Below are 24,328 nucleotides of genomic sequence, written 5' to 3' on the forward strand. Positions count from 1 at the left end.
TCGAAAAAAATTGTCAAAGTGACCAAAACAGGTTATCATCTAATGAGAATGATTATCATTTTTACGTATATAGAGAGGAAGGGTGCGACGATGAACGAGGAAGTATTCGACGTGACGATTATCGGTGGGGGACCGGCTGGATTGTATGCCGCTTTTTACAGCGGTTTACGAGGTATGAAGACGAAAATTATCGAATTTCAACCTTTTTTAGGCGGGAAAGTACATGTCTATCCAGAGAAAATGGTTTGGGATGTAGGTGGTCTCCTACCGACGACTGGGGCAAAACTGATCGACCAACTCGTCGAGCAAGGTCTCACCTTCTCTCCGACGGTCCTTCTTGGCGAGAAGGTGGAGTCGATCTCTAAGCGTTCAGACGATTTGTTCGGGATCGACACGACGAACGGTCATCATATTTCCAAAACCGTCATCGTTGCGACAGGAAGTGGGATCCTCAAACCGCATAAGGTTGAAGTGAGCGGAGCGGAGCGGTTCGAATTGTCGAACCTCCATTACACGGTTAAATCACTTGAACGCTTTAAAGGAAAGCGCGTCTTGATATCGGGTGGCGGCAATAGTGCAGTCGATTGGGCGAATGCGCTCGAGCCGATTGCAGAGCAGGTCGTGCTGACGTATCGAAAAGAAGAACTTAGTGGACATGAAGCACAAGTTGAAAAAATTAAACAGGGTCGAGTCGACTGTTGCCCACGATCAAAAGTGACGGATTTGATTTCTCACGATGGGAAATCGATTCAACAAGTTCTTTTGACTCATGTCGAAACAGGAGAGACGAGCGTAATCGAGGTCGATGAAGTGGTCATCAATCACGGATATGAACAAGACGCGGAGTTGCTTCGGAACAGCGAATTGCAGGTCGAGATGAAGGATGGGTTTTATGTGAAAGGGAATTCAGGAAGCGAGTCATCCATACCGGGATTGTACGCTGCCGGTGATATTCTCACGCATGAAGGGAAAGTACATCTCATCGCTGGAGCGTTTCAAGATGCTGCGAATGCGGTGAACCGGGCCAAAACATACATTGACCCGAATGCGAACGCTACCGCAATGGTGTCCTCTCATAATGAACGGTTAAAAGAGAAGAATCGTCAAATCATAGAAGAAACCATGATGAAGCAGTAAGAGGACCACTCTTACTGCTTTTCTCTAGGATAATCACAAAGCTCGGTAATCACACCGCCTGAATGACGCGGGTCCATGTAGATTAAGCGTCTACCTTTCGCGGTCGTACGCAGTGTGTCTTCTAAAAAGGTGATGCCATTTTGTTTGTGAGCGGCCATCGCTTCGTCCAAATCGTCGACACGATAGGCGATATGATGAACACCCTTCCCTCGAGCTTTCATGAACCGGGCAATCGGACTCGTCTTACTAGTCGGACGCAACAATTCGATGACATCCTCTCCAATATGAATGACGGCCAATTCGGTCTCGACCCCGATGGTCGTGTTCGTATAGCGGTCCACGAGTTTTCCTCCTAAGACCGTCGTGTAAAATGTGATTGCCTCATCTAAGTCTCGAACGGCAATCCCAGTATGATCGATATGCATGTAAATTCCTCCTTCTGCTTCAGTTTGCCTAAAGTTGAACAAAATGTCACTTCACAACGTTTCAAGCCTATCCGATATAATAGGAGAGGGAGGGACAGCGAAATGAACGGAAAAATCACGATGGGTTTGGTGGGCACTTTCGCCTTTGTATCATTTGTGTTTGGACTCTCGCTTGCGACGTTTGTCGACTATCGCATCAATGAAGAACAGGTTGTCCTTGAACGATTAACGACCCATAAACAAATTGGTCCGACCGAGTTGCTGTCTACCGAGGTCGACTTTCATTTAAATGGGTCGAATTATGCGATTCGTTTTAAAGATGAACCAAATATTACGTATTGGTTCAATGTCGTCGATCGCAAAATTAAGTTCGATCGGATTGAATCGCTCGATTTGAGAGATACGGGGCTTCGGACAGAACTGTTTGAAGCGATGCCGCCTCTAGCGATGGAGTCGACTACTGCTGCAGAATAAAAGACGTCGAATGAACAACTTTTTCCTTTGAGAAAGAGTTGGTTTGCTCGACGTCTTTTGATTGTTTAGGAATAAATCGGGGTCGGTGGTGCCTGTAGTATGTACGTATAACGACAAATACTCGAGATTTGGGCGCCGTGACGACGAAGTGTATAACTCAAATCAGGTTGCAAACTTGTTGCTGAAATATGTGCCTCTTCAATGTATCGGAACATGTAGAAAAATTTTTGTTGAAGGAATGAAATAGCTTCCCGCAATAAAGTCTCGTCACAGTCAACGTGCATCTCTTGTATTGAAATATGGTACATATGTAAGCGTACTTTCATGATTCCAATCACTTGTCGGTTCCACTTCACGGAATAGAACAATGTTTGCTGGCGAACTTCTCGTGCGAATTGTTCATCTGTCATCGAAATGGCACCCGGAAGGAGATGACAATGTTCATTTCGAAATGTGAGCCAATCTGCTCTTCTTGAATAGTCCACCAATTCGAGTGTCCAATTGGTATGGGTTGCTTTCTCGCAAGGGATGAATGGTAGATGATACGTTTTGGTTTGATGAAATACTTGAAACCCTGCTGCTTCATATATTCGATGCTTGTCTTGATTATGAGAATCCTCTTCCTGAAGATAGTACGTAATCGGGTACTTTGTTTCTCGACTTCGTTCATAGATCAAACGATGAAGTAGTCCGCGAAAGACGTGACGATCACCATATGTGGCTTGAGAGAGGCGAATGGCATGATCCGTTTCAAGCTGTTCGTCGTTTGCGACGATTGAAGCGAGTGGGGTATCTCGATTGAGTGCGACGTAGACGTGATGATGCGAGGGAAGGGAGAGAAGCAAAGGGGCCTTGCTTAAAGGATATAGCGACTGAATGGAAATACGCTCATGTAACGGTAATTGCCTGCATTCTACAAAACGTAGCGCTCGTTTCACGAAGAATCCTTCTTTCTTTATCAAATGATAAGTACAAATAAATTGTAAGCGCTATCTTGTATCGTGGGGTGTGGCAGAATGATGAAACCTGACTCGAGAAAAAATCAATTACGTAAGAAAAAGGTTCGAGTAAAATAGAACATATCCGTCCAATACAATGAAATGGATTTCCTTTCATCGTTCATCTGTGAGATTCATCAAATGTCAGCGCAACGAACGGATGAGACGTGCTATACTTAAACACAATGAAAACACGGAGTAGGAGTATATGATGAAATACATTTATCAACTGATTCTGGTTTCTGTGCTTTGGTTGACGGTAACACCGTCTGCAGCCATGGCCGAGACAGAACCGGTCGTCATTCATGAAAATATCATTGTCGAAGAAGATGTAGAAATTCATGAAGGATTTCAATCGCCGAATGAAATGGTGTATTTGTTCGTATTAATTGTGTTGTTATCTGTCATCGGACTTGGCATGATGAACACGATTGAATAACGTGAAAACGTTCACAAAAATGCAATAAGTGATTTGGTAACGGTTACAATCGTTCCCTTATACTTGTATGTGTAGGAAGAAAGTTCTGCACCAACTTTCTGTCCTCCTTTTCAAATGAACACCCCTCGTTCATATCATGTATTGGAGTCAATCGATTCTATCGATTGACTCCCTTTTTTTAAAATCGGATTCGCTTTTCTTTAGCAATTCGTTTTAAGCGCTTCGTCTCACTAGTGTGTCCGTGACTCTCTAAAAAGTCGACATATACCCGAAATGGTTCGGAGCGATGAGAAAAGAACGGGATATATTCAGAGAACAATTTTTGTTCCGCTTCTTTCAAATTCCCTTCAGCGACGAGAAGGCGGAGTTCTAACATTTTAAGCGCTTGATAGTTTTCGAGCGCGGTATCCTCTGTTTGGGACTTCTCTAACATCCGATCGCAAAGTTTTAAGAGACGGGAGTGAAGGAGTTTTCTTGTATTGGCATGACTGTGTTCGATGGGTAGCGTTGAGAGTAAATCAATTCGTGTAGAATCAACATCTTTTGGCACGTGGAGTGCGGTGTATAGGGCGCGGTCAATCCAAACGGTATCAATCGGGGCATCGAGCTGATAGTAGTGAATGAGTTGCTTGAGCATGGTGACTTGTGAAATTTTTAAAAGGCGAAACGGGTCACTTGTAGAGAAGAGCGGTTCTTCGCCAGCCGATGTAGAGAGGAGGTAAAACATTTCTTCATACATCGTACGTGCTTCTGTGTATTCCTCGGCGTAATGCGCTAAATCGCGAATGATTTTTTTAGCATGAATGTACCAATTTTTTTGGTCGCGTTCTGACATGACTTGATTCGGACGAATGTACAAATGTTCGTACGCAGAATCAACAAACCGTTCAGCCAAGGTGATGGTTTGCGAGAGCGAATGTCGCTCTTCAGAATTTTTTTTCTCTTTATAGCGCGTGAATTGGCTGATCATAAAATCAAAATCTTGATCATCAATCACATCTTTAGGAGTATGACGGTACATTTCGACGAGCAAATCGCGTAACGTCGCCTCGCCATACTGCTCTAACAATACGCGTAACTTTCCGATGCGCATCAGCTCTCCTCCTTTCAGTCAAACTTTTCGTAGGCAATCTCGATTTGGGCAGAAACCAATTATTATTCCTTTCCCGCTTTTCATCTGAAACAACCATTCGCTCTCATGCTTAAGACGGATTTTCGTAAGAAACGTTGTCAGATGATGGCTGGTTCGGGATAATAGAGAAAAATTGATAAAGTTGAGGATCATAATGATGAAAGATGAACAACATTTATCGCGTGTCGAACGTAGAAAGCGCGAATTAGAACAACAAGAAATCGAATCGTCTCGTGTGGACCACGGTGAAACGGACGAGCCCTCTATACGTGCACAATCTGAACAACAGCGTGAACGGGTAACACGCCAATCAGAACATCCCTTTTTAAATGAACAAACCCAAGAATCGCCAAGGACGAAAAATGGGACGGCAAAGTCAAGTCGGAAACGACTGCCCCGGGTTTCATTATTTTCGAAACGGAAATCATCTCGACCAAAATCTCGACAGACGACGAAACCATCAACACCATCTACCCCTGCTAAACGAGAAATAGATCATTCGTCTAAACAACCATCGAAACGAAAGCGTAAATGGAAGGGGAAAGCTGCCCTTTTCTTACTTGCAATGCTACTGATTGTTGGATATTTTGCGACTGCTCCATTTACATTCCTCATTATGGGGAGCGATGCGCGAGTAGGAGAATCGTTGTCGGGATCTCGTACGGACTCCTTGCAGTTGATGGAATTCGTACCACGCTCTGGTACTGTTCAGAATGTATCGATTCCACGTGATACGTATACAGCGATTCCATGTGAGCCTGAACGGGAAGGTGATAAAATTACGCATGCGTTCGCGTTCGGCGGTGCAGAGTGTACGATTGGTGCCGTGGAAGGGCTGACCGACGCCTCGGTCGATGGACAGGTCGTCATCACGTTCGAATCATTCATGGAATTGATTGATTTGATTGGTGGGGTAAATGTCACGGCAACGCATTCGTTTAGCGAGAAAGGGTTCAACCAGACGTATGAGTATACGGAAGGTGTTTCCTATGCGATGGATGGAGACATGGCATTGGCGTATGCGAGACATCGTAAATCGGATACGGATGGAGCACGTTCGAATCGTCAAACGGAGGTCATGACAGCTGTCGCTGAAAAACTGGCAAGTCCTTCAGGATGGACAAAAATTCCGGCGACGTATCGCTTCATGAAAGAAGAAATGGGACTTGAGATGAACGTCTTGCAAATGGCATCTGTCGGATTGACGATGATTTCGAATCCTGAGGTGAATAAGATGCAAGTCGAGGGTCAAGATGCTTATATCAATAACGTGTATTACTATGAACCGTTAGAAGAGAGCGTGCAGGCGATTCGAGACGCCCTTGATTTATCTGTCTGGGGTACTGTCAGATAATTTTAAGAAAAGGGTTTGATTCTGACTTGAAAGAGGAAATTTAAACAAATGAACTACTCTTTTGAGGAGGGAAATTTGAATGAAAGTTTTAGTCATTGGAGCAACAGGAAAGATCGGGAAACGTGTATTGAAAAGCCTGGCGAAAACCCATCAAGTGACCGCTTTAATTCGTTATCCTGAACTACAAGCAGAGTACGAGAAAATGGGTGCACACGTATTGACGGTTGATGTCGAGACAGAACTCGAGAAGAAAGTACATGAGGCGACAAGTGGACAAGATGCCGTTATTATCGCGGCAACTGCTGGCGCGGATGGTTCGAGCACTGAAATTGAACTGCTTGACCGAAACGTTGCGATGAATGCCATCGATGCCGCTAAGAAAGAACGGGTACGTCATGTTGTCTTACTCAGTGCCTATGGCGCTGATCAACCGAACGCTGCACCGAAAGAACTCTTTAACTTTCTGTCAGCTAACAATGCCGCTGACGAGTATATCGAACATAGCGGTTTGAACTATACGATCATTTGCCCAGTGACCATTGTTGATGAACCGAGTAAAGGTTCAATCGAAGCATCAGAGGACTTGAGTGATGCGGATGGTGCGACGATTTCCGAAACCGATGTCGCGACTGTCATCGCAGCGTCTCTCGACAACCGAGGTCTGTACGGTCGCCGAATCGAAATCAAGTCTGGTAGCACACCGATTAATGAAGCGCTCGACTTTGAAGGGCGTGGAGAGGTTGCGAACGGCGGAAGAACGACATTACGTCGACCACAACGATCATAATGAGTTGAGGAGAAGATGATATGGAACGGAAACTTTATAAAGACCCAAACAATAAAATGATTGCTGGTGTTTGTTCAGGGCTTGGAAACTATCTAGGGGTGGACGTCACCATTATGCGAGTCCTATTCGTGGCGATGGCGCTTCTCGGTGGCCCGGGACTCCTCATTTATATCATTCTGGCACTCATCATGAAAAAGCCGGTGTCAGAATATGAAGCCGAACAAGACGATCGCTTCTAAATCAAAAATCAATCCGACAAGACGTCGGATTGATTTTTTAGTTTTCCATATATAATGTATAACTCGCTTCGAACGTTTCGTTTGGTGGGAGGAGTTGGATCCCTTCTTTGTGTAGGAAATCTTTTCGATGGCCTTTATAATCCGCATGTCCGAACCAAGGTTCCAAACAGACGAACGGAGCGTCTTTCTGCGGCGGAGACCAGATGCCGAAATGCGTGAAAGAGGGACTCTCCATCACGATGGCTGCGCCGGTTGGTTGATGTCGGAGTGCAGCATACTCAATTTTCTCAAAAATGAGTGCATCGTCGTCAAATAACGACCGAGTGAGGGGGATATACTGACGTTCTCCGAGTGGTTGATACGCGCCTGTTAAATAAGGGCCCTCGAGCAAATAGCGATCGAGGGAGCGGATTTCGCCGAAATCGATCACGTAGTCTTCAAATGTCCCGCCCATGAACGGAATATTGAATGCAGGATGACCACCGATGCTAAACGGTAACGTCGCTTCGCCCGGGTTATGGACTCGATACGTCACAATCACTTCTTCGCCCACAAGTTGATAGGACACGGACAGTGTGAATGGGAATGGATAGTGTTGACGTGATTCCGATGTATCGTTCAATGTGAAGCGGACCGACGTGGCAGTCGAAGATTCGACCTCGAACATAGCGTCCCGAGCGAATCCGTGTTGACTCATCGTATAGGTGTTTCCCTCATATACATATTGATCATCGAGCAATCGACCGACAATCGGGAAGAGGATCGGGGCTTGTCGTCCCCAATAGGTCGGGTCCCCTTGCCATAAGAGTTCGGTTCCGGATACTTTCCAACTCGTCATCTCAGCACCTTGTGCCTTTAAGGTTATCTGTATTTTCTCGTTTTGAAGTTGCACAATCCATACGCTCCTTTACGGGTTTATGATAAGTTAAGTGTAGAAATCTTAAGTAAAACAAACAAGGGGTAAATGATGCGCTTACAAAGAATTGGTATTGGAACGCTGATCCTTCTATTGATTGCTGGCCTCGCATATAAAGGCTACGAGGAATATATGATGACACAAAAGAAAGAAGAAGCGGTTCCGATCGTCCAAAATGAATCGGTATTAGGAGGACTTGAAGTGGGGCAACAAGCCCCGGACTTCACTTTGAATACGTTAGATGAGGAGAATTTGACCCTTTCTGAGTTCCAAGGACAGCCGGTCGTCATTAACTTCTGGGCCTCTTGGTGTCCGCCATGCCGGGATGAGTTTCCTGAACTCGTATCGTTTGAAGAAGCGACAGGCATCCCAGTACTTGGCGTGAACGTCACCAAAAATGAGCGACGAGGAAAAGAGGACGTGGAGGCATTCCTAGATGAGTATCCCGTTGATTTTCCGATTTTGCTAGATGAAGAGGCCGCTGTCGAGCAACAATATCGCGTTGTCGCATTACCGACGACGTACGTTCTAGATGCAAAAGGGATCATCGTGGCGAAAAAAACGGGTCCGGTAGACGAGGCATGGCTTCAGCAACAAATCGACGACATCTCAGAATGATTCATTCGAAAAAAAGCTGAACGAACTGCCCGGTTAGAGAGGGCAGACCGTTCAGCTTTTATAGTGTTGCTTGATCAATGCGTCAAAGTTAGGGGTCATATCTTCTTCAAGATAGTAATGATGGTTGTCTCGAATGATTGTATCACCAACACGTGCTTCGGATGGTAGGAATCGTCTAGGGATGAAACTTGAGCCGTTGTTCCATCTCAATACGGCATATTTTCCCTCGATTCGTACCAATGTACCGTACTTAATCATACCTCTTCCTCCTCGACGAGCAGCTTCTGTCTCTTTTTATCCTTACATCATGTATTCCCAAATTCCACAAAAGCTACACATCTTTACACGTGTCTGTCTAATCACTATAGGGACGTTGTATCAAAAAACGATAGAGGTTAAATGCGGGAAATGTGAAGAAAGTTTGAAGAAAACGCTTTCTTTTTTTGAAATGGTCTTTTATAATGAAACCACGGGGTGATTATGACGAAACTGTGAACAATGGGGGGATGGTCATGTTTTCTTCTGCAATGATTGGGTTACTCGCTCTGACGGGAGTAACGATCTATGGGGTTGACCGTATGTTCACGGTCCGCTCAGAACGCGTCACAAAGAAATAGGTCTACATAGGGGGAAATCGCAACGTCTTGGGGAGACGTTGCGATTTTTTTATACGTCTTGTTGACGAGACCGACGATCGGTCTCTTTTTGTTCCACCATCTTTCGATTCCGCTCATGAACACGGTCAAAAAAAGCGTGCTCTGGCCATGCGGAGGACCAATGACGTTCTTCGGGGAGTGCCAAGATATATTCTTCCGCCGCACTCAATCTCTCAATCATGTGACTCCGGCTGTCGCACAAATCGCCGTGCCCTGGTACGAACCAGCGAATCTCATGTTCGTAGATGAGTGATTGCAAGGTTTGTAACGTGTCGAGATAGGCGGTTGGGTCGTGTTCGATAAAAGGTGGCTCGACATTAGACCCATAATCTCCACAAACGAGAAGATTCATGGATTCGATGAGAACCGACATATGTGTCGCGTCATGGCCCGGTGTAGAGAGGAAGGTCACGGGCACTGAACCGATTAAAAGCGTTTGATCGGGTTGGATGACCAGGTCGATGTCCGGTTTTTGAATCGGGTGATCAATATAATATTGTTCATAAAACTCGCGAATCTCATTTAATTGGTCAGATGAGTCTGCATCGACGAAAGCCTGTGAGGCAATCGTTGTGGCATCTGCAAAGCCGTAAGCTCCGATGATGTGGTCAAAATGATGATGTGTGAAGATGACATAAAGCGGCCGATTCCGACGGTGTAATTCGATGTCACGACGGATTGTCGCAATTTCTTCGGGGAGCCAGGTCGGGTCAATCAACAAAAGGGCATCTGGTGTATCGATGAGGGTCGATGTCGTTCGCATCAACGCGCTTTCGTATACGGTAAAGGATTGCAGCTTCGCTTGAATCAATGGAGTTCCTCCTTGTCTGTATGGATTCAATCACTCTTTTCCCCAAAACAATAGACGGAACAACAAAAAAGCAGAAAGTCGTGTGACTTTCTGCTTTTTGCAAGGTCTCAACCGTGCAGTGTATGTGTGCGAGATACTCTCGCGTATATGTCGATATTGGAGCGGGTGAAGAGAATCGAACTCTCGTCATCAGCTTGGAAGGCTGAGGTTTTACCATTAAACTACACCCGCATCAAAGAAAAAATATGGAGCGGGTGAAGGGAATCGAACCCTCGTCATCAGCTTGGAAGGCTGAGGTTTTACCATTAAACTACACCCGCGAAACGTATTAACTCTTAACGTTACTTTGATATAATAGCATATACGATGGAATTTGCAAACCCTTTTTTAAAAAAACTTTTTAGGTTGCAGAATCCTATTCACAACGCAGATAATAGAAAAAAGGGGAGAAATGAAATATGAGTGAGCGAAAATCATATTTACGACTGATGGGTGAAGGGTTTCGAATGTTGAAACAATCGAAACAAACGAACACGACGGTGTCTCTCCGAAGTTGGACGTTTTCGATCCATCATGAACAAGAATGGCAGGTTGTGTTACGAACGAATCGAATCAAGTGGGTCGGATTACCAAGTATGACGTTTGAGATTCATCCGGATATGATTCAAATAGGAGATCTTCGAGTCACCCGTCACGCACAATCGAACGAAGTACGTTTGACAATCGATGAAGAATGGGGATTGGAAAATAAGGTTGTTTGTGACAACCTAGAATGGGAAACGTTCGTCGATGCGCTCAAACAAGTGAAGGGGGAGTAAGCGTGAGTGGAGAGAGGTTGTATCGGATGGAAGCCGAGGCTCGAGGGAGTGCTTGGCGTGCCCGGGTTCTAACAGGAATTCAACGATTTCGATTTTATAAAGGGGAATTGCTTGCACCGACAAACCGACCGTATGTCGTGTTAAGCATCTCGCAAGATGAAGGAGCCCTGCCAGATTTAATTGAGACCGATATGGGTATCCTCTTGATCCATGAGCGGGTGGGACCTATCTTTATGAATGTCTGTCCGTATGACGTTCAGCTCGTTCGTGTCGAGCTTCATACGAGTACCGGGAAAACCGATCGTTACTGTGCGCTGAACGTCCTCCGCCGCTTTGAAATCGAATACCTTGAACATTCAAACGAATATCGTCCGCTGAGTGCGGATCGACTCTATTTCCTATCCAATCAAACTGTCCGCATGAACTTATTTGGACATATGATCGCCCAAGACGTAAATAGCCAACGTCTTTACGTGACCGAACGCTTGAAGTACGCGCTTCAAGCTAAAATGGTCACAGGGCTGGCATTCAAGCAAGTAAAGGAGAAAACAGCATGAAAGAGTACGAAATTGATGGGTGGTTCCGCCTGACGTATCCGGAACATTATGAATACAGCGAAGAGGAAGACTATGTGAGTTTTTACTCGACGGAAGCGGATGCGCAAGGGACGCTTCAAATCTCAATCTATGAATCAGAAGATTCGCAAGAACCAAAACAATCCGCTATGAGCGAATTGAATACGTTCTTAGGCGAATTTCCGATTGATGTAAAGATTGCTCCAAGTGTCACGACTGAAACGAGTGATATGACAACGGCCTACGCAAGTGGGATTGAAGATGGGATGCATTTAGATGTATGGTCCTTGACCGATGGGAAACGGCTCTTATTCTTAACTTACGTAGCCGATCAGGTGACCGATGAAAAGATGGAAATCGAGTCCATTATCGATTCGATTGAGTGGACATAAAAGGAGACACGACGCCAACGAGGCGCGTGTCTCCTTTTTTACTGATATTTTGGTACATCGAAGTTGAGTGTGTAAGCATCAAGTGATTGATAGATATTATAGATGCTTGTCGTTTGTTTTGCGGCCCATCCGATATCCGTTGCATATTGGTGCGTTCCTGGTGAAGAAGGATTGAAGCGCATCTTATACAGCGTATTTTGTTTATATGTCGGGTGATTGATATAGCTAGACCCAATCCAGTAAGCTCCTCCGATAATCGCTTCTTTAGGAGAGAACCACTTTTGTTGGAAGGCGTATTTGGCGCCGTTTCCAAGAGGGTTGCTATCTGTTGCTTGAATACCGTACATATTATAGACGGTTGCGGCAACAGGACGTTCCGGATAAATCCGATTCCCACTCGAGTTAATTAATGCATTCCCATCTTTATCGACAGGAACTCCTTTTGCGAGAAGGGATGTACCATGTCCAGTTTCAAGGATGGCATGCGAGAGAAGATACACTTCGTTCACGCCATACATACTAGCCGCATCAACGAATGCCTGACCTTGTCCGCTGAGCGTTCCTTTTGATGTGAGGACCTTGTTCAATGTTGTCGCAGTTGTCCCAGCGCTCTTCGATAAATCTAAGAATTGATAGAATGATCGAGAGTTTGCATCAATCTGGCTAGGATCGACGTATGGAAGAAGATCATCAACTGATGCACGACGCCAAGTGTTATCAAAGACTCGGATATTGTGTCCGGCCGGTCGTTTATACGAAATCGTATAGTATGTGCCGGATTGACCTGTAATCGTAACGGTTTCGCCTGTATTAATTTGACCGTACGCATGAGATGTTAAAATTGGACGGCTCAAAATGTTGGCGGTTCCGACGACTGAACTTGGTGTCACGTAACCGGTCATCGTGCCGTATTTTACTTTATACCAAACGGTTGACCCGGAAGTATAACGGTCAACGTATTGAATTGACGCACCATATGGAATGGTGACGAGCGAGGACGAGCTTGAAGAGGCTGTCATCTTCAAAGCGGTTCCTAACCCTGAGACAACAGTCATCTCAGATTTCACAATCTTTCCTGTCGATCCGTTGACACTTACCCAAGCACGAGGTAGGTAGGCTTCATCGTATCGATGTGCATCCGTTTGGGCGAATTGAGCCACTTGACGGTCTGCCATCTGACGAACTGTCATCGGATAACTAGTATACGAAACTTTTTTCGTGATACCTGTCGCAGGTGGGGTCGTTGTGACAGGTACGACGTAATCGGTATGAATATAGTTGCCGCTATACGTACCACTTGTAAGAAGTGCCCAGTCTGAACCGACAATTGGTTTGATGTTGACAATTGTTCCCGTACTTAACGTTCCGACTTTATTTGCTGTTGTCACTTCAGGCGTCGAACGAACGTTGAGTGGCTCGTTCCCATCTACATAGATACGAACTTGACGTTCTTCTTCGTATTGTTCGTCTGACGGTACTGTTTTCGAGAAGTAATCTGCCGTCGCATAACCTGTAATCGGACCGTATTCGATTTTAAAGAATCGTTCCGTGAGACCAGGTTCCGACACTTGTTGAACTTTCGTGCCGAATGGAATGACCGCAACCTTCACTTTTTCAGCATCCGAGCGGTTGTATAAAACGACATCACGCGTTGTATAATAATCTGTTTTCACCACGACCTCTGGATCTTTTAATGAAAAGTGACTAGAACCTGCATATCCTGTTTTTCCGTCATAGCGAATCTTGAACCAAGAACTAGAAAGACCGCTTTGTGAAAGCTGTTCTACTTTTGCACCAAATGGAATCGTGGCAATCTTCGTCGCTCCGGCTGCAGACGAACTATACATCGCTACATTTCGAATCGCAAAGTATGGTGTGATCGTCACTTCTTCAGGTGCCTTCGTTGAAAAATGACGAGCGGCAGCGAAGCCGGTGACTCCATCATATTCAATTTTGAACCAAGAGTCCGATAAGTTGGCATCCGATACTTGGACGACTTTTGTTCCTTCTTGAATCGTGCGTAGACGAGCTGCTCCGGAAGCGGATGACTCATATAACACGAGGTCTCGAACCGCATAATAGGTTGTTTTGACGACGGCTTCAGGTTTTGATGTCGAGAAGTTACGCGCGGCCGCATAGCCGACCGTGTCCCCGTATTGGACTTTATACCAAGATGAACTCAATCCGTTCACATATACACGCTTTACTTCTGCCCCAAGTGGAATTGTTGCAATTTTTGATGCACCAGTTCCTGAACTATTGTAGAGCGCGACATTCTTCACCGCGTAATATGTCGTGACTACTTCTGGAGCAAGCGAAGTCGCGGTAAAGTTACGTGCTGGTGCATAACCGACAAGTGAACCGTATTCGAGTTTATACCATGAACCCGTCGCGCCTAATGAATCGAGGTAAGTGACTTTCGCACCTTCTGGAATCGTTGCGATTTTAGACGCACCTGAACCGGTCGAATCGTACAAGACGGCAGTTGTCGAAGCGTAAAACGAAGGACTTGTTTCGCTGAAGTATCGTGCTGCCACATATCCTGTATATGTACCAAATTGTACTTTATACCAAGATCCTGTCGCCCCGTGAGTAGATAGATGCGTCACGAGTGATCCTTTTGGGATGACTGTTTCGATTGAAGCGGACGTTGACATGGAAGAACGAAGATTGACGTTCATTTCAGCTACATATAATGAAGCGGATGTAGTAGAGGCTGTTGTCATAGATGAACCGATTGTCAAATACGTAGAAGAAACGTATCGTTTTTGACCTTCGAAGTTGATTTGTGCCCATTCATCGTTGACGGTGTATACATCTACCGTTGTTCCTTCCGTTAATTTGCCGACGATTGAAGACGATGTCGACGAATCAGACCGTACATTTAAAATGGGTGTGTTGACTGTTCCTTCGGATGTTGCTGCATATGATTGGAGTGGTGCGAGAGTGCTCAGTATCGTTCCTGAGACAATCGTGGCTACTCCTAATCTTGAGAGTGTCGATTTCAATATGTAACCCCTTTCGGATGAGAGAGCATGATTAAATTGATTGCGGTCTAAGTATAACGTACTTAAAAAATGGAAAGAAGAAGTAGAATTACAAAAAAGGTAAATGCTTAAAATAATTTTTCTAAAATCAGGTAAATGAAAAATCCCCTTATAAAAGGGGATTAAGTAAATTAATGGATTCCGTTTTGCTTCATCCAAGCAAGAATATCTGACCATACTTGTTCGCGGTGTGCTTCACGAAGGATTTCATGTCGAGCATTGTCGTAAGTGACGACTGCGAGCTCGACATCCGCATTACGATATTTCTTAATGATTCCGTTCAACCCTTCTCCGTCATGCGTGACAGGATCGTCCATTCCGGCAACGAACAGAACTGGAAGAGACTTCGGATGTTCATGAATCCGTGCAGACGTGGTGACATCTAATGAAGCGCGTGTCACTTCATGTAAAAAACCGAGGGAAGGCAAACCGCCACAATTTGGGTCGGCGAGATAGGAGTCGACTTCGTCTGGAACACTTGAAAGCCAGTCGCTATCCGTTCGAGCAGGTAAAAACTTAAGATTATAACGTCCGAATAACAGTCGTTCAAAAAAACGAGATTGGTGTGTTTCGTGTGTTCGTTTCATCGCGGTAGCAATTAAGCGATGCCCGAGTTCGCCTGCAACTCCTGGATGAGGAGGCGGGGCGACGACGACGATTCCGGATAAGGCGTGCCCCATGACTTGACCGAGCTTTCGAACGAGAAGAGAACCGAAACTATGACCTATTAGATATGTCGGACGATCATCCTCATATTGACGGATGAGGAACTGTGCATCCTCAACAAGTTGTTGGAATCCCGTTCCTGGCGTGAGATGCCCATATGTGCGTTGGTCATGAGCGCTTGTACCCGCACCACGCAAGTCACACACAAACACATCATAGCCATTATCTGCCATAAACTGTGCAAACTCAATATATCTTTCATGATGTTCGAGCATCCCGTGAAACATGAATATTTTTCCAATCGATTGCTCTGCCTGAACGTGCATCACTTCTGTTTGATACCCGTCAGGATACGTCAACTCCGATACGATCATGTGTCATCCCCCTATTAGAAAAGGCCGATTGCTTTTCCGGATTCGTCAATTCCCATATTGAGAGCTGCTGGATGTTTCGGTAACCCAGGCATCGTCAACACGTTGCCTGTTAAGGCGACGAGGAATCCTGCTCCCACTGAAGGTTTTAATTCGCGAACAGTGATGGTGAATCCTTGTTGATAACCGAATTTTGAAGGGTCGTCTGAGAGGGAGAACGGTGTCTTCGCCATACAAATGGGAAGGTCCGACCAGCCGTTCGCCTGAACATCTTGCATTTGCTTTTGTGCTTTGGCGGTAAACACGACGTCTGCAGCACCATATACTTCTCTCGCAATGGTTTTAATCTTTTGTTCGATCGAATCGTTCAACTCATACAGAGGCGTAAGTTTGCTTTCGTTCGACTCGACGGCGTCAATGACCGCTTCGGCTAACTGTCGACCACCAAGTCCGCCGTTTGCCCATACTTCGCTGAGCGAAGCACGAATACCGTGTGCCGCACACCAATCAAGAACGGTTGCAAGTTCCTCTTCTGTATCTGAATTGAAACGGTTCAATGCGACGACCGTAGGCAGTCCGAGTTTTTTCATCGTATCGATATGTTTGGCGAGTAATTTCAATCCTTCTCCGACAGCACCGACATTCTCGATGTGAAGCTGATCTTTCGAAACGCCACCGTGCATTTTTAAAGCGCGAACGGTTGCGACGAGTACGACCGCATCCGGATTCAAATCACCGACTCGAGATTTGATATGACAGAACTTTTCTGCCCCGAGATCGGCACCGAACCCAGCTTCCGTCACCACATACTCCCCAAGCTTTAATGCAGTTTTCGTTGCAATCAGTGAGTTGCATCCGTGCGCGATGTTCGCGAACGGCCCGCCGTGGACGAGTGCAGGCGTTTGTTCGAGCGTTTGGACGAGGTTCGGTTTAAAGGCTTCCTTCAACAGTAACGCCGCCGCCCCGGCCGCCCCGATTTGTTCTGCCGTGATTGGTTCTTTTTGATGGTCATAGGCGACTACGATTCGCTTGATGCGTTCTTCGAGGTCGTCCAATGAATCGGCCAGACAGAGAATCGCCATGATTTCTGAAGCGACGGTAATATCAAATCCGTCCTCACGAGGGACTCCGTGAGCATCACCACCGAGACCGACCGTGACATGACGAAGTGCGCGGTCGTTTAAGTCAAGGACACGCTTCCAGACGATATGTCGGACATCGATCCCAAGGTCGTTTCCTTGATGCAAGTGATTGTCGATCATGGCACTGATCGTATTATGGGCCGATGTGATCGCATGCATATCACCTGTGAAGTGGAGGTTGATGTCTTCCATCGGAAGAACTTGACTGAAGCCACCACCAGCAGCGCCACCTTTTAGACCCATCGTCGGACCGAGTGAAGGTTCGCGCAGACAGACGATTGCTTGTTTATCCAACTGGTTCAACGCTTGTCCGAGACCGACTGTTACCGTTGATTTTCCTTCACCAGCTGGTGTCGGATTGATCGCTGTGACGAGAACGAGTTTTCCGTCTTCCTGCGTTTTCACACGTTCGAGGACATCGTAAGAAAGTTTCGCTTTATATTTCCCGTAAAGATCTAGATCATCTTCATCTAATCCGATTTTTGCTGCGATGTCCTTAATCGGCAAAGTTTTAGCTTGTTGGGCAATCGTAAGGTCAGATAGTGGTTTCGTCGTTGTCATTCAAAAAGCCCCTCCGTTTGTCGAACGATATCTTTTTAATCTCTAAAAATCATTCGGGTATTTCGGACTAAAATATGAATCAAGGCAAAACATATTCAATCCGTTCGTAATATCATTGATTTTATCATAACTCATCACGCCTTCAAACTCATTCATTCCGTTCAATATTTTCCACCCTTTCCGTCAAATGTATCCGTTTTCATAAAAGGTTTGACACGGTACATTGATAGTGGAGGCGATACACATGAATGAGACTACTAAACGGACGAAACGCAGAAGGAATTGGAAGAAACCTGCGAGTTTTATAGCATTTGTCGGACCTGCTTTTCTGGCATTTGTCGCAATCGTACTCATCCCATTTTTTAATGGCATTTACTATAGTTTCACTGACTGGAACGGTGTCACCGGAGAACTGAACTTTGTCGGATTGGATAACTATCATCGCTTGTTCTTTGAAGATGAGCAGTTCCGCGCTTCTTTTTGGATTACGACGAAATATACGCTTGTGTCTGTCCTATTGACGAATATCGTCGGTTTCTCATTAGCGCTATTATTGACGATGAACATTAAGACGCGAAACTTCCTACGCACGATTTTCTTCATGCCGAACTTGATCGGTGGCTTAATTCTCGGGTTCATCTGGCAGTTCATTTATGTAAAAGGATTTGCCTCGATCGGTGCGTTGACGGGGTGGAGCCTGTTCGAATTACCATGGCTCGGAGATGCGCAAACGGCATTTTGGGGAATCGTGATTGTCGCCATCTGGCAAGGTGGCGGGTATGTCATGGTCATCTACATCGCGGCGCTACAAAACGTGCCGACTGATTTGATGGAGGCGGCACGAATTGATGGGGCGAATCGTCTTAAGATGCTCCGCCATATCACGCTACCGATGATTATGCCATCGATTACCATCTGTTTGTTCCTGACCATCTCTTGGTCATTCAAAGTGTTTGATACGAACTTGTCGCTCACGAATGGTGGACCGTTCAAATCGACCGAGATGTTAGCCTTAAATATCTATACGGAGTCTTTTGTGAATAACAATTATGGTCTCGGGTCAGCGAAGGCGGTCATCTTCTTCTTGGTCGTGGCTGCGATTACGGTGACGCAAGTGTACGTGACGAAAAAACGGGAGGTGGAAGCATGACGACGGAAAAATTGGAACATGTCGAGAGAATCGTAGAGAAGACACCGAAGCGCATCCCGCAGCGTCCACTTCGCCCGGGAACGTATTCTTGGAACCTTGGAATTATTGAGCTCGTCGCCATCTTGCTCGGACTACTCTATTTGGTCCCGTTCTATTACGTTGTCGCCAACTCGTTCAAATCGATGGCTGAAATCTTTACGAATACGTCCGCCTTACCGAACGAGTGGTTGACTTCAAACTATACAGAAGCATGGGAAGCGATGAATTATGGACGTGTCTTTTTGAACTCCCTTCTCATCACGGTCGGAGCGAATGCGGTCATTGTCATCTTCACCTCGATGGCGGCATGGAAACTCGTTCGGACGAAACATTGGGTTTCCACAATGATCTTTTTCTTGTTCGTGGCAGCGATGGTCATTCCGTTCCAGTCCATCATGATTCCGCTCGTGAAAGTTTCGAGTATCCTCGGTCTGTTGAATAGTCATTGGGGCCTGATCGTCATGTATCTAGGGTTTGGGTCTGGTATCTCAGTGTTCCTCTATCATGGATTCATGAAGTCGATTCCTGAGGAGATTGAAGAAGCCGCCATCATCGACGGTTGCTCGACATGGGGTGTCTTCTGGCGCATCGTCTTTCCACTTCTCAAGCCGATCACGGTGACAATCGTCATCTTGAACAGTCTATGGATTTGGAATGACTTCTTATTACCATCGCTTGTTCTTCGTGATGTCGAGTTACGGACCATCCCGCTCGCGACATTCTATTTCTTTGGACAGTACACGAAACAATGGGATTTGGCATTAGCAGGTTTAGTGTTAGGAATCGTTCCCCTTCTGGTCTTTTTCTTCGGCATGCAAAAGCATATCATCAAAGGGATCACAAGCGGTTCGATTAAATAACCCTCCCAAGGGAATCCTCCGTTCGCTACACGGAGGATTATTTTTTTTGAAAAAAATCGTTGACATTAATCTGAATATTTATAATAATGAACTCAATTCAATTGTGAACGACGTCGAAAGGACGAGTACACGAAGGTAGTGAGCCAAGCGATCCGGGGGTGGTGTGAGCCCGGTCTTAACCCTTCGTCGAAAAACTTCCTGGAGTCGCTACCCGAACGCTTTGCCAGTAGACGTAGCCGGACCGCTCCCCGTTATCGGAGTTACGAGATGATTGTCTCGAAAAAGTGAGTAGATTCGTCTACTAATTTGGGTGGCACCGCGGAACCGAAGTCTTCCGTCCCATGTTCGATGGGAATGGAGGGCTTTTTTCATGGCTTCATTTTCAAATATTCCACAATTGGAGGAAACGGAAAATGACAACAGCAACAAGCACGATGAAAGAAAGACAGCAGACGATTGCAGCAGTAAAGGCACTCTTTGAGGAGAAAGTCTCACGTGAACTCGGACTGATTCAAGTACAAGCACCGCTATTCGTCGAGTCGGCGAGTGGGGTCAACGATCACTTAAACGGCGTGGAGCGTATCATTCAGTTTGATACGATGTATCCGGGACATGAACTTGAAATCGTTCAGTCACTCGCGAAATGGAAACGTGAAGCGCTCGGTCGTTACGGATTCGGTGTCGGTGAAGGATTGTACACTCAGATGCGTGCCATTCGACGCGACGAAGAACTCGACGCGACACATTCTTTATTCGTCGACCAGTGGGACTGGGAACGAGTGATTGCTCGAGAAGAACGGACGATGGAATATTTGAAAGCAACGGTGGAGTCGATTTACGCTGCGCTCCGTGAAACAGAAGCAGAAGTAGAGAAAGCGTACGGTGTTGAAGCGATTCTTCCGGAAATGATTCATTTCATCACAAGTCAGGAGTTGGAGGATACGTATCCGACCATGACGCCGAAAGAACGTGAAACGGCTATCTGTAAAGAGTACGGTGCGGTCTTCATCTCACAAATCGGAGATCTTCTCGCTTCAGGTATGAAACACGATGGACGAGCGGCAGACTATGATGATTGGTCGCTCAACGGAGACATTCTCGTGTGGCACCCTGAGCTCGAGTCAGCATTTGAACTGTCATCGATGGGCATTCGTGTCGACGAAGTGGCACTTGATGCGCAACTGAAGAAAGCAGACGCGGAAGAGAAGCGCGCGTACCCATTCCATCAAGGAGTGCTCGAAGGAACGCTTCCTCTTACAATCGGGGGCGGAATCGGACAATCGCGTGTCGCAATGTATCTCTTGCGCGCGCGTCATATCGGAGAAGTGCAAACATCGGTCTGGCCGCAAGAAGTCATTCAATCGTGTAAAGAAGCTGGCATCAGCTTGTTGTAATATAATAAGAAGAAACACGGAACAGGACTCGAAAAAAGAGTCCTGTTTTTCTGTGCAACATTTTCCACCCTATCCGTCAATTTTGACACCTACATTATGGAAGCGTTTTCATTTAAAGTTGAGTTTGTAAAGATGGATAAGGTTAAGGGAGGAAATGAGATGAAACGGAAGTGGAAATTGTCTACAGCGGTCATGACGGCTGGAATGGTCTTATCACTCGCGGCTTGCGGCGGCGGATCACTCACGGACGAAGGTTCTTCTGAAGGGAATGCAGATAGTGGCGACAAAAAAGACGTCACGTTAAACGTCTTCCAATTCAAAGCAGAGATTGCGAAAGACCTTGAAGCGATGGCAAAAGAGTATGAAGAGGAGACGGGTGTGAAAGTCACGGTTCAAACCGTCGGTGGTGGAGCAGACTACGGTGCGGCCCTCAAATCACAATTCGCCTCAGGAAATGAACCGGATATCTTCAACAACGGTGGATTCACGGAAGCACAAACATGGAAAGATAAACTCGAGGACCTCTCAAGCGAGAAGTGGGTCGGAGATTTGACAGAAGTCGCCAAAGAGCCGATGACGATGGACGGTAAACTGTACGGAATGCCAATGAACCTCGAAGGTTACGGATTCATCTATAATAAAGAACTTTTTGAAAAAGCGGGAATCAAAGAGTTACCGAAAACACTCTCTGAACTGACGGATGCTGCTGAGAAACTTGAGCAAGCGGGAATCACACCGTTCTCTGTCGGTTATGCAGAGTTCTGGATTTTAGGGATTCACTTGTTGAACATTCCAATGGCGCAACAAGACGACCCGGATGCATTTATTCAAGCGCTCAATGAGAATAAAGCGAAGTTTGAAGACAATGAACAGTTCCAAGAGTTTTTGAAATTGTTTGATTTGACGATTAAATACGGAAACAAAAACCCGTTGACGACGGACTACAATACTCAAGTCACACAGTTCGCCCAAGGAGAGACGGCAATGCTCCAACAAGGGAACTGGGCACAACAAATGATCCTCGACGTAAATCCAGATATGGAGATGGGCTTCGTCCCGATCCCGATCAATGACGATGCGGAGAAGATGGACCGTCTTCCGGTTGGTGTCCCGAACAACTGGGTCGTCAACAAAAACTCGAAGTATAAAGAAGAAGCGAAAGACTTCTTAGAGTGGATGGTGACGTCGGATACAGGGAAAGACTACATGGTCAACAAGTTCAAGTTCATCCCTGCCTTCAAGTCGATTGAAGCTAACGACCTTGGACCACTCGCAGACGATATCTTGGCGTATTCGAATGAAGGGAAGACCCTCTCTTGGAACTGGTTCAAGTATCCGGATGGTGCAGTGAATGAATATGGTGCCCTCATGCAGGCATATGTCGGTGGACAAAAAACAGGTGAAGAAATGCTTCAGGACTTCACGAAAGTATGGCAAGACAAAGTGAAATAAGCATGGCACAGACGGTGAAACGACCCCTTCACCGTCTGTGTTTTTTTTATGAAGAAATTGTCACAGGAATCCCATATAAACCACACACATACCGGTGGGGGTTTCAGTAGAATGGATGTTGTAAGCGCTTATGAGAAGGAGGGGGCATGAAACGAATATTGAGTTGTATCCTATTTTTGTGTTGGGCAACACAGGTAGAGGCGGAAGAACACTCGATTCCGTTGACTGAACCCATCGTCATTGAGTCGAATGAGCATGTGGATGGAGACGGAAAAACATATACGAGTTGTGGCCATCCCGCATTTATCATGCGTGGAACCGGTGCTGTTCTCGAACGTGTATCAGTACAACAATGTGAGAACGACGATGTACCAGCCATCCAAGTATCTGGTCTCGGACATCAACTGCTTGATGTGTCGATTGAGTCCGCTGGTACTGGACTATTGATTGAGGATAGTTATGGAGTTCGAGTCACACGAATGTCCATTGACGGGAATGGACAGGCGGATGGGATGGTGCTCCTTGATAGTGAGGCGACCGAACTGCGTGGAGTTGTAGTGAAGAGAGTGAGAGACGGGATATACATAGAGAATGGATCTCGGCACACAATCGTTCGACCGGTCGTTTCGCATTCGCGCTACGGCATTCACTTGATGTTTCCGACTGACGTGGTGATTTCGGTGCCCGAACTCCATCATAATTTGACCGGTGCGATGATTATGGGAACGAATCGAGTCGTCTTAAAAAATGGGAATGTACACGACCAATTCGGTGGAACGGCGACGGGGCTGATGCTCTATGAGGCAATCGATACGACCATCGAGATGACGAACGTATCTGGAAATCATATCGGCTTGTTCGCGGAGCAGTCAGTAGGAACGATTCTTGAACGGAATACGATTAACGGCAACGATATCGGCTTTCAATTCAAGCAAGCAACGGGGATGATGATTCTTCAAAATAACCTGTTAGGAAATCGTGAACCGGTGACGATGGTCGAGTCGCATGACAACGTTGTACAAGGAAATGTCTGGGGTGGGACGACGTTGGACCTAGATCGTGACGGGTATAGCGAAGTCCCATTTCAAACCGAACCGTACTTGTTCTTATTAACTGATTCATATGAAGCGCTAGAATTATTATACGGGTCCCCGGGACTTCTCCTATTAGAAAACATTCTAAGAAGTCCGAATGATGTATCGTTGACGGACCTTTCACCGCAAACCTATACAGCAAGGTGGGAGTGGAACGGTTCGATTTGGAATTTAGGGAGTATCATGTTACTTATTATCATTTGGATATTTGGGAGGAAACGACATGAAATCGTATAAACAAGTAGCAGGATTATTATCCATCGCAGGATTATCATTGGCACTCGGAGCATGTTCGAGTGCATCGGCAGAACCGTTTGAAATCAAATGGGGCGAAACAGAGTGTGAAGTGTGTAAAATGAAAATCATGGATAAGCAGTTCGCAGCGGAAGCCATCATGGAAAATGAAAAAGGATATGCGTTTGATGACATCGGTTGTCTCATGCGTGATTGGTATCCTGAACAAAAAGAAGAAGATATTGCTGCGATGTACGTGAAAGATTTCAATACGAGAGAGTGGGTCGAATTAGACGAAGCGATGTTCGTGTACGACAAAGAGTCGAAAACACCAATGGCGTACAATATTCTCTCGTTCGCGAAAGAGGCTGATGCTGAAGCCTATATCGAAGAGAATGGTGGAGATATGATGGACTTCGAACAATTGAAAGACCATTCGTGGGAGCGCGGCGAGATGCACATGAAGATGGATGGCGAGGGCTCAATGGATCAAATGGATCAAGATAGCGAAATGGACATGGATACAGAAGAAGAAGAAGGGCAATAA

At 45.9% G+C, this 24,328-nt stretch carries 25 protein-coding genes, 2 tRNA genes and 1 other annotated feature; of the genes, 16 read left to right on the top strand and 11 right to left on the bottom strand.

The genetic code is table 11. The features are described 5' to 3' along the window. Positions 1-90 precede the first annotated feature (90 nt). Positions 91-1,137, top strand: coding sequence for an NAD(P)/FAD-dependent oxidoreductase (locus OKS35_RS12935; protein WP_074037775.1), 1,047 nt, complete (start codon positions 91-93; stop codon positions 1,135-1,137). Positions 1,138-1,148: 11 nt separating this feature from the next. Here OKS35_RS12935 and OKS35_RS12940 read toward each other — a convergent pair whose 3' ends face one another. After that, a complete protein-coding gene (locus OKS35_RS12940; RefSeq protein WP_074037774.1) occupies positions 1,149-1,562 on the bottom strand; it encodes a VOC family protein in 414 nt (137 codons plus the stop codon). A 102-nt stretch (positions 1,563-1,664) separates the two neighbouring features. Between OKS35_RS12940 and OKS35_RS12945 the strand changes: the two genes are divergently transcribed. Then, positions 1,665-2,036 carry a hypothetical protein gene (locus OKS35_RS12945; RefSeq protein ID WP_074037773.1) on the top strand — a complete coding sequence of 124 codons (372 nt, stop codon included), beginning with the start codon at positions 1,665-1,667 and terminating at the stop codon, positions 2,034-2,036. A 65-nt stretch (positions 2,037-2,101) separates the two neighbouring features. On the opposite strand, the gene OKS35_RS12950 is transcribed toward OKS35_RS12945, so the two are convergent. Next, positions 2,102-2,974: a hypothetical protein gene (locus OKS35_RS12950; protein WP_074037772.1), complete on the bottom strand. Its 873-nt coding sequence runs from the start codon at positions 2,972-2,974 to the stop codon at positions 2,102-2,104. A gap of 271 nt (positions 2,975-3,245) precedes the next feature. Between OKS35_RS12950 and OKS35_RS12955 the strand changes: the two genes are divergently transcribed. Further along, the gene (locus OKS35_RS12955) at positions 3,246-3,473 is read left to right on the top strand and encodes a hypothetical protein (protein ID WP_031421006.1); all 228 of its coding nucleotides are present in this window, start codon (positions 3,246-3,248) and stop codon (positions 3,471-3,473) included. A gap of 178 nt (positions 3,474-3,651) precedes the next feature. Here OKS35_RS12955 and OKS35_RS12960 read toward each other — a convergent pair whose 3' ends face one another. Then, positions 3,652-4,566: a hypothetical protein gene (locus OKS35_RS12960; protein WP_159563538.1), complete on the bottom strand. Its 915-nt coding sequence runs from the start codon at positions 4,564-4,566 to the stop codon at positions 3,652-3,654. Positions 4,567-4,762: 196 nt separating this feature from the next. Here OKS35_RS12960 and OKS35_RS12965 point away from each other — a divergent pair, with 196 nt between their 5' ends. From OKS35_RS12965 to OKS35_RS12975, 3 genes are all read left to right on the top strand, one after another. Beyond that, positions 4,763-5,959: an LCP family protein gene (locus OKS35_RS12965; protein ID WP_251125331.1), complete on the top strand. Its 1,197-nt coding sequence runs from the start codon at positions 4,763-4,765 to the stop codon at positions 5,957-5,959. A 79-nt stretch (positions 5,960-6,038) separates the two neighbouring features. Next, positions 6,039-6,746, top strand: a complete 708-nt coding sequence (locus tag OKS35_RS12970) for an NAD(P)-binding oxidoreductase (protein ID WP_074037770.1) — start codon at positions 6,039-6,041, stop codon at positions 6,744-6,746. A 20-nt stretch (positions 6,747-6,766) separates the two neighbouring features. Next, positions 6,767-6,985 carry a PspC domain-containing protein gene (locus tag OKS35_RS12975; protein ID WP_074037769.1) on the top strand — a complete coding sequence of 73 codons (219 nt, stop codon included), beginning with the start codon at positions 6,767-6,769 and terminating at the stop codon, positions 6,983-6,985. 37 nt (positions 6,986-7,022) lie between these two features. Here OKS35_RS12975 and OKS35_RS12980 read toward each other — a convergent pair whose 3' ends face one another. Further along, entirely contained in the window at positions 7,023-7,877 is an 855-nt protein-coding gene (locus tag OKS35_RS12980) for an aldose 1-epimerase family protein (protein ID WP_264093211.1), read from the bottom strand. Positions 7,878-7,952: 75 nt separating this feature from the next. Here OKS35_RS12980 and OKS35_RS12985 point away from each other — a divergent pair, with 75 nt between their 5' ends. Further along, positions 7,953-8,519, top strand: coding sequence for a TlpA family protein disulfide reductase (locus OKS35_RS12985; protein ID WP_230872856.1), 567 nt, complete (start codon positions 7,953-7,955; stop codon positions 8,517-8,519). A 51-nt stretch (positions 8,520-8,570) separates the two neighbouring features. On the opposite strand, the gene OKS35_RS12990 is transcribed toward OKS35_RS12985, so the two are convergent. The 4 genes from OKS35_RS12990 to OKS35_RS13005 form a co-directional block, all read right to left on the bottom strand. Then, a complete protein-coding gene (locus OKS35_RS12990; protein WP_015880796.1) occupies positions 8,571-8,777 on the bottom strand; it encodes a DUF3006 domain-containing protein in 207 nt (68 codons plus the stop codon). A gap of 408 nt (positions 8,778-9,185) precedes the next feature. Continuing rightward, the gene (locus OKS35_RS12995; RefSeq protein WP_196431586.1) at positions 9,186-9,986 is read right to left on the bottom strand and encodes an MBL fold metallo-hydrolase; all 801 of its coding nucleotides are present in this window, start codon (positions 9,984-9,986) and stop codon (positions 9,186-9,188) included. Positions 9,987-10,143: 157 nt separating this feature from the next. Further along, positions 10,144-10,217: transfer RNA gene (locus tag OKS35_RS13000), tRNA-Gly, on the bottom strand. Between the two features lie 15 nt (positions 10,218-10,232). Further along, positions 10,233-10,306 (bottom strand) — tRNA-Gly (locus tag OKS35_RS13005). Positions 10,307-10,444: 138 nt separating this feature from the next. On the opposite strand from OKS35_RS13005, the gene OKS35_RS13010 reads away from it, so the two are divergent. From OKS35_RS13010 to OKS35_RS13020, 3 genes are read left to right on the top strand one after another with little or no spacing between them, the layout of a single operon-like run. Continuing rightward, positions 10,445-10,804, top strand: a complete 360-nt coding sequence (locus OKS35_RS13010) for a hypothetical protein (RefSeq protein WP_031421018.1) — start codon at positions 10,445-10,447, stop codon at positions 10,802-10,804. Between the two features lie 2 nt (positions 10,805-10,806). After that, complete coding sequence (locus OKS35_RS13015; RefSeq protein ID WP_148209495.1) at positions 10,807-11,361, top strand: hypothetical protein; 555 nt, start codon at positions 10,807-10,809, stop codon at positions 11,359-11,361. Next, a complete protein-coding gene (locus OKS35_RS13020; RefSeq protein ID WP_074037765.1) occupies positions 11,358-11,771 on the top strand; it encodes a DUF3805 domain-containing protein in 414 nt (137 codons plus the stop codon). The genes OKS35_RS13015 and OKS35_RS13020 overlap by 4 nt, the downstream gene beginning before the upstream one ends. A 38-nt stretch (positions 11,772-11,809) precedes the next feature. On the opposite strand, the gene OKS35_RS13025 is transcribed toward OKS35_RS13020, so the two are convergent. The 3 genes from OKS35_RS13025 to OKS35_RS13035 all read right to left on the bottom strand — a co-directional run bounded on the left by OKS35_RS13025 (position 11,810) and on the right by OKS35_RS13035 (position 17,558). Beyond that, positions 11,810-14,779, bottom strand: a complete 2,970-nt coding sequence (locus tag OKS35_RS13025) for an SH3 domain-containing protein (protein WP_264093212.1) — start codon at positions 14,777-14,779, stop codon at positions 11,810-11,812. A gap of 170 nt (positions 14,780-14,949) precedes the next feature. Continuing rightward, positions 14,950-15,858 (bottom strand): alpha/beta fold hydrolase, encoded by a 909-nt coding sequence (locus tag OKS35_RS13030; RefSeq protein ID WP_264093213.1) that lies wholly within the window; start codon positions 15,856-15,858, stop codon positions 14,950-14,952. A gap of 14 nt (positions 15,859-15,872) precedes the next feature. Beyond that, a complete protein-coding gene (locus tag OKS35_RS13035) occupies positions 15,873-17,558 on the bottom strand; it encodes a formate--tetrahydrofolate ligase (RefSeq protein ID WP_264093214.1) in 1,686 nt (561 codons plus the stop codon). Positions 17,559-17,802: 244 nt separating this feature from the next. Between OKS35_RS13035 and OKS35_RS13040 the strand changes: the two genes are divergently transcribed. The 6 genes from OKS35_RS13040 (at position 17,803) to OKS35_RS13065 (ending at position 24,328) form a co-directional block, all read left to right on the top strand. Beyond that, complete coding sequence (locus OKS35_RS13040; protein ID WP_015880804.1) at positions 17,803-18,708, top strand: carbohydrate ABC transporter permease; 906 nt, start codon at positions 17,803-17,805, stop codon at positions 18,706-18,708. Next, on the top strand, positions 18,705-19,607 hold the full coding sequence (locus OKS35_RS13045; RefSeq protein WP_264093216.1) for a carbohydrate ABC transporter permease: 903 nt from the start codon (positions 18,705-18,707) through the stop codon (positions 19,605-19,607). The genes OKS35_RS13040 and OKS35_RS13045 overlap by 4 nt, the downstream gene beginning before the upstream one ends. Positions 19,608-19,711: 104 nt before the next feature. After that, positions 19,712-19,952: a binding site (T-box leader), on the top strand. Positions 19,953-20,020: 68 nt separating this feature from the next. After that, a complete protein-coding gene (gene asnA, locus OKS35_RS13050) occupies positions 20,021-21,001 on the top strand; it encodes an aspartate--ammonia ligase (RefSeq protein ID WP_074037761.1) in 981 nt (326 codons plus the stop codon). Positions 21,002-21,160: 159 nt separating this feature from the next. Further along, positions 21,161-22,453, top strand: coding sequence for an ABC transporter substrate-binding protein (locus tag OKS35_RS13055; RefSeq protein WP_214818485.1), 1,293 nt, complete (start codon positions 21,161-21,163; stop codon positions 22,451-22,453). Between the two features lie 146 nt (positions 22,454-22,599). Then, positions 22,600-23,784 carry a nitrous oxide reductase family maturation protein NosD gene (locus tag OKS35_RS13060; protein ID WP_264093217.1) on the top strand — a complete coding sequence of 395 codons (1,185 nt, stop codon included), beginning with the start codon at positions 22,600-22,602 and terminating at the stop codon, positions 23,782-23,784. After that, positions 23,771-24,328 (top strand): nitrous oxide reductase accessory protein NosL, encoded by a 558-nt coding sequence (locus tag OKS35_RS13065; protein ID WP_264093218.1) that lies wholly within the window; start codon positions 23,771-23,773, stop codon positions 24,326-24,328. The genes OKS35_RS13060 and OKS35_RS13065 overlap by 14 nt, the downstream gene beginning before the upstream one ends.

This window comes from Exiguobacterium sp. N5, assembly GCF_025842465.1.
In the GTDB taxonomy this organism is placed as follows: domain Bacteria; phylum Bacillota; class Bacilli; order Exiguobacteriales; family Exiguobacteriaceae; genus Exiguobacterium; species Exiguobacterium profundum.

What these genes read in the sequence shown, in the direction of transcription:
- OKS35_RS12935 (WP_074037775.1), top strand. Translation starts at nt 91, where the DNA reads ATGAACGAGGAAGTATTCGACGTGACGATTATCGGTGGGGGACCGGCT.
- OKS35_RS12940 (WP_074037774.1), bottom strand. Translation starts at nt 1,562, where the DNA reads ATGCATATCGATCATACTGGGATTGCCGTTCGAGACTTAGATGAGGCA.
- OKS35_RS12945 (WP_074037773.1), top strand. Translation starts at nt 1,665, where the DNA reads ATGAACGGAAAAATCACGATGGGTTTGGTGGGCACTTTCGCCTTTGTA.
- OKS35_RS12955 (WP_031421006.1), top strand. Translation starts at nt 3,246, where the DNA reads ATGAAATACATTTATCAACTGATTCTGGTTTCTGTGCTTTGGTTGACG.
- OKS35_RS12960 (WP_159563538.1), bottom strand. Translation starts at nt 4,566, where the DNA reads ATGCGCATCGGAAAGTTACGCGTATTGTTAGAGCAGTATGGCGAGGCG.
- OKS35_RS12965 (WP_251125331.1), top strand. Translation starts at nt 4,763, where the DNA reads ATGAAAGATGAACAACATTTATCGCGTGTCGAACGTAGAAAGCGCGAA.
- OKS35_RS12970 (WP_074037770.1), top strand. Translation starts at nt 6,039, where the DNA reads ATGAAAGTTTTAGTCATTGGAGCAACAGGAAAGATCGGGAAACGTGTA.
- OKS35_RS12975 (WP_074037769.1), top strand. Translation starts at nt 6,767, where the DNA reads ATGGAACGGAAACTTTATAAAGACCCAAACAATAAAATGATTGCTGGT.
- OKS35_RS12985 (WP_230872856.1), top strand. Translation starts at nt 7,953, where the DNA reads ATGCGCTTACAAAGAATTGGTATTGGAACGCTGATCCTTCTATTGATT.
- OKS35_RS12990 (WP_015880796.1), bottom strand. Translation starts at nt 8,777, where the DNA reads ATGATTAAGTACGGTACATTGGTACGAATCGAGGGAAAATATGCCGTA.
- OKS35_RS13010 (WP_031421018.1), top strand. Translation starts at nt 10,445, where the DNA reads ATGAGTGAGCGAAAATCATATTTACGACTGATGGGTGAAGGGTTTCGA.
- OKS35_RS13020 (WP_074037765.1), top strand. Translation starts at nt 11,358, where the DNA reads ATGAAAGAGTACGAAATTGATGGGTGGTTCCGCCTGACGTATCCGGAA.
- OKS35_RS13030 (WP_264093213.1), bottom strand. Translation starts at nt 15,858, where the DNA reads ATGATCGTATCGGAGTTGACGTATCCTGACGGGTATCAAACAGAAGTG.
- OKS35_RS13035 (WP_264093214.1), bottom strand. Translation starts at nt 17,558, where the DNA reads ATGACAACGACGAAACCACTATCTGACCTTACGATTGCCCAACAAGCT.
- OKS35_RS13040 (WP_015880804.1), top strand. Translation starts at nt 17,803, where the DNA reads ATGAATGAGACTACTAAACGGACGAAACGCAGAAGGAATTGGAAGAAA.
- OKS35_RS13045 (WP_264093216.1), top strand. Translation starts at nt 18,705, where the DNA reads ATGACGACGGAAAAATTGGAACATGTCGAGAGAATCGTAGAGAAGACA.
- asnA (WP_074037761.1), top strand. Translation starts at nt 20,021, where the DNA reads ATGACAACAGCAACAAGCACGATGAAAGAAAGACAGCAGACGATTGCA.
- OKS35_RS13055 (WP_214818485.1), top strand. Translation starts at nt 21,161, where the DNA reads ATGAAACGGAAGTGGAAATTGTCTACAGCGGTCATGACGGCTGGAATG.
- OKS35_RS13060 (WP_264093217.1), top strand. Translation starts at nt 22,600, where the DNA reads ATGAAACGAATATTGAGTTGTATCCTATTTTTGTGTTGGGCAACACAG.
- OKS35_RS13065 (WP_264093218.1), top strand. Translation starts at nt 23,771, where the DNA reads ATGAAATCGTATAAACAAGTAGCAGGATTATTATCCATCGCAGGATTA.